Raw genomic sequence first — 3504 nt, forward strand, 5'->3', positions numbered from 1 at the left:
GCAGCTGTCGTGGATGGTCAGCGCCGAGAACCGCGTCGCCCGCAAGTCCTGAGCGCGATCGAACACACCGGATGCCGGGGCCTCAGGGCCTCGGCATCCGTCGTTCCCCGAGGACGATGGCGACCTTCCCGGCCTCATGAAACGCGTGGTTTGATTCGGCCAGTCGGCGGTCCATCCGCCGTTCCACCCCGAGAAAGATGATGCGCAACCCGCAGAGAACCACCACGGTAGACGTCGAGAGCACCGCTCCGAGGCCAATCAACACCTGATCGGTGTCGAGGTTCACGAGGAGGCGCCGTGCGTCGCAGTCATGGGTGCACCGTAACCGGAACAGCCGCATGTGAACAGGGGAATCCGCCGGAGTTCACCCCATCCATGGGGGAACCCGTCAAAGCCGCAGCACCTCGGTGACCCGCACGATCGCGGTGCCCTCTTCTTCCGAGGCGGCGAGGTCGACCTCGGCGCGGATGCGCCAGTCGTGGTCGCCGGCGGGGTCGTCGATGGTCTGCTCGACGCGCCAGACGCCGTCCGACGCCGGGGACTCGTCGATCTCTACGAGGGCGGAGGAGCGTGCCGCTCCCCCTGTCCCGATGGAGTCGTGCTCGTCGAAGTAGCGGTCGAGAATCCCGGGCCAATCGACGTCCGCATCGAGTTCGACCAGCTCGTCGTCGCGCTGCAACGCCGCGAGCTGCACGCGGCGGAACATCTCGTTGCGCACGAGCACGACGAACGCGCGTCGGTTGGTGAGGATCGACGGCGGCGCCGGCGGGACGACGGGGGCGTCCGGGTCGTCTGCCGGGTTGATGAGCTGCTCCCACTCGTCGACCAGGCTCGAGTCGACCTGCCGCACCAGCTCGCCGAGCCACGCGATCAGGTCGAGCAGGTCGGGCGTCTGCGCATCGACCGGCACCGTCTGGCGGATCGCCCGGTAAGCGTCGCTGAGGTAGCGCAGCACGAGCCCCTCGCTCCTGGCCAGCTGGTACAGCGAGACGTACTCGCCGAACGAGCACGCCCGCTCGAACATGTCGCGCACGACCGACTTGGGCGACAGCTCGAAGTCGCGGATCCACGGCTGGCTCGACGCGAACACCTCGTACGCCTGGGCGAGCAGCTCGTCCAGCGGCTTGGGCCAGGTGATCTCCTCGAGCAGCTCCATGCGCTCGTCGTACTCGATGCCCTCGCGCTTCATCGCCGCGACCGCCTCGCCGCGCGCGCGGAACTGCTGCTGCGACAGGATCGGGCGCGGGTCGTCAAGGGTCGCCTCGATGACGCTGACGACGTCGAGCGCGTAATGCCCGGTACCGACCGACGACGCGGGGGGCGCGGCATCCGGTCCCCTTCCGAGCTCCACCTCGGGGTCGAGCATCTCGATCGCGGCGAGCGCGAACGGTGACAGCGGCTGGTTGAGCGCGAAGTTGGGCTGCAGGTCGACGGTGAGACGGATGCCGTCGGCCCCGGCCTCGACCACGCCGGCCTGCACGAGGGTGCGGAAGATCGCAATGGCGCGACGAGCGAGCTCGTACTGCCGGGCGCGTGGCTCGTGGTTGTCGAAGACGAGGGAGCGGACGTTGCCGAACACGTTTCCGCCGCGCGCGATGACGTTGATGAGCATCGCGGCGCTCAACTTCATCTGGGGCTGCAGGGGTTCGGGCTCGGCGGCGACGAGCCGGTCGTAGCTCTGCTCGGTCCAGTTGACGAAGCCCTGCGGCGCCTTCTTGCGGACAATCTTCTTCTGCTTCTTGAGGTCGTCGCCGGCCTTGAGGATCTGCGCGGCGTTCTCGATCTCGTGGTCGGGTGCCATGACGACCACCGTGCCGGCGGTGTCGTAGCCGGCCCGGCCCGCGCGTCCGGCGATCTGATGGAACTCGCGCGCCGAGAGCTGCCGCATGCGCGTGCCGTCGTACTTGGTGAGCGCCGTCATGAGCACGGTGCGGATCGGCACGTTGATCCCCACGCCGAGGGTGTCGGTGCCGCAGATGACGCGCAGCAGGCCCCGCTGGGCGAGCGTCTCGACCAGTCGCCGATAGCGCGGCAGCATGCCCGCGTGATGGACGCCGATGCCCGCCCGGACGTAGCGCGAGAGCGTCTTGCCGAAGCCGGTGGTGAAGCGGAAACCGCCGATCGCCTCGGCGATCTCGTCGCGCTGCTCGCGCCCGATGATCCGGATCGACGACAACGCCTGGGCGCGCTCCATGGCGGCGGCCTGCGAGAAGTGGACGACGTAGATGGGGGCCTGCCGGGTGTCGAGCAGCTCCTGCACCGTCTCGTGCACGGGTATGCGGGCGTACTCGAAGTGCAGCGGTACGGGCCGCTCGACGCCCGTCACGCGGGCCGTGGGCCGCCCCGTGCGCCGAGACAGGTCGTCGGCGATGTCCTCGACGTCGCCGAGGGTGGCCGACATGAGGATGAACTGCGCCCGATTCAGCAGCAGCAGCGGCACCTGCCACGCCCAACCCCGGTCTGCCTCGCCGTAGTAGTGGAACTCGTCCATCACAACCTGGTCGACGTCCGCGTCGGCCCCCTGACGCAGGGCGAGGTTCGCCAGGATCTCGGCGGTGCAGCACACGATCGGCGCGTCGGAGTTGACCGACGAGTCGCCGGTGACCATGCCGACGTTCTCGGCGCCGAAGATGTCGACGAGGGCGAAGAACTTCTCGCTCACGAGTGCCTTGATCGGCGCCGTGTAATAGGTGCGGCCGCCTCGGGAGAGGGATGCCGCGTGCGCGGCCACCGCGACGAGCGACTTGCCCGTGCCGGTGGGCGTGGAGAGGATGACGTTCGCGCCCGAGACGATCTCGATGACGGCTTCGTCCTGCGCGGGGTAGAGGGTGAGCCCGCGCGAGGCCGCCCACTCGACGAAGCCCAGGTAGACGGCATCCGGATCGGCGCCGGCGGGCACGTGGTCGAGGAGGGAGGTCACTGCTCCACCCTCTCATCCGCGGAGCGCGCGAGCCCCCGCTGGACGCGAGGGAGCGTCAGCCGCGGTCGCTGAACACGCCCACGTTCTCACCGTCGTAGACGAACTGCACGCTCGTACCGATCGGAAAGCGCTCGACGAACGCCGGGGGCATCCCCTCGGCGACGACGAACTCGACCGTCGCGGGGAACACCCCGGCCCCGCAGCCCCCGTACACGAAGTTGCCGCCCGGGGCCCGCCCGTCGTCGCGGCCCACCTCGTCCGAGTCGAGCAGGTACAGGCACGGATTGCGGGTGTCGGTGGAGTCGGTGCGCGCGAGCGCCACGTAGGCGGTGACCCCGAAGTAGTCCTGGAACGCCCGTTCGGAACCAGTGCGTTGACCGAACACCGCGGGGATGTCGGCCCCCGGATCCGGCGCGAGCGTGCCGACCTGCGGCGCGCCCGCGGCGCCGGCCACCGGCACGAACGACACCCCCAAAGCCGTCGCCGCGCTGGCCAACGCCGTCACGACGGCGAGCGAGACCGCCCACGCCCACACCCCGCGGCGCGAGCGCACGGCCAGCCGCCGTCGGCGCGGGGTGTGGGCG

At 69.8% G+C, this 3504-nt stretch carries 3 protein-coding genes; all 3 read right to left on the minus strand.

The window, feature by feature from the left end; translation table 11 throughout:
• Positions 1-82: 82 nt before the first annotated feature.
• Positions 83-286, minus strand: a complete 204-nt coding sequence (locus tag DBR36_RS16490) for a hypothetical protein (RefSeq protein WP_146185412.1) — start codon at positions 284-286, stop codon at positions 83-85.
• 102 nt (positions 287-388) lie between these two features.
• Entirely contained in the window at positions 389-2920 is a 2532-nt protein-coding gene (locus tag DBR36_RS16495; RefSeq protein ID WP_108320779.1) for an RNA helicase, read from the minus strand.
• 55 nt (positions 2921-2975) lie between these two features.
• A partial coding sequence (locus DBR36_RS17990) for a hypothetical protein (protein WP_181373662.1) occupies positions 2976-3504 on the minus strand: 529 nt, incomplete at its 5' end.

The sequence above is a fragment of the Microbacterium sp. HMWF026 genome, assembly GCF_003061325.1.
GTDB classification, from domain to species: Bacteria; Actinomycetota; Actinomycetes; order Actinomycetales; family Microbacteriaceae; genus Microbacterium; species Microbacterium testaceum_E.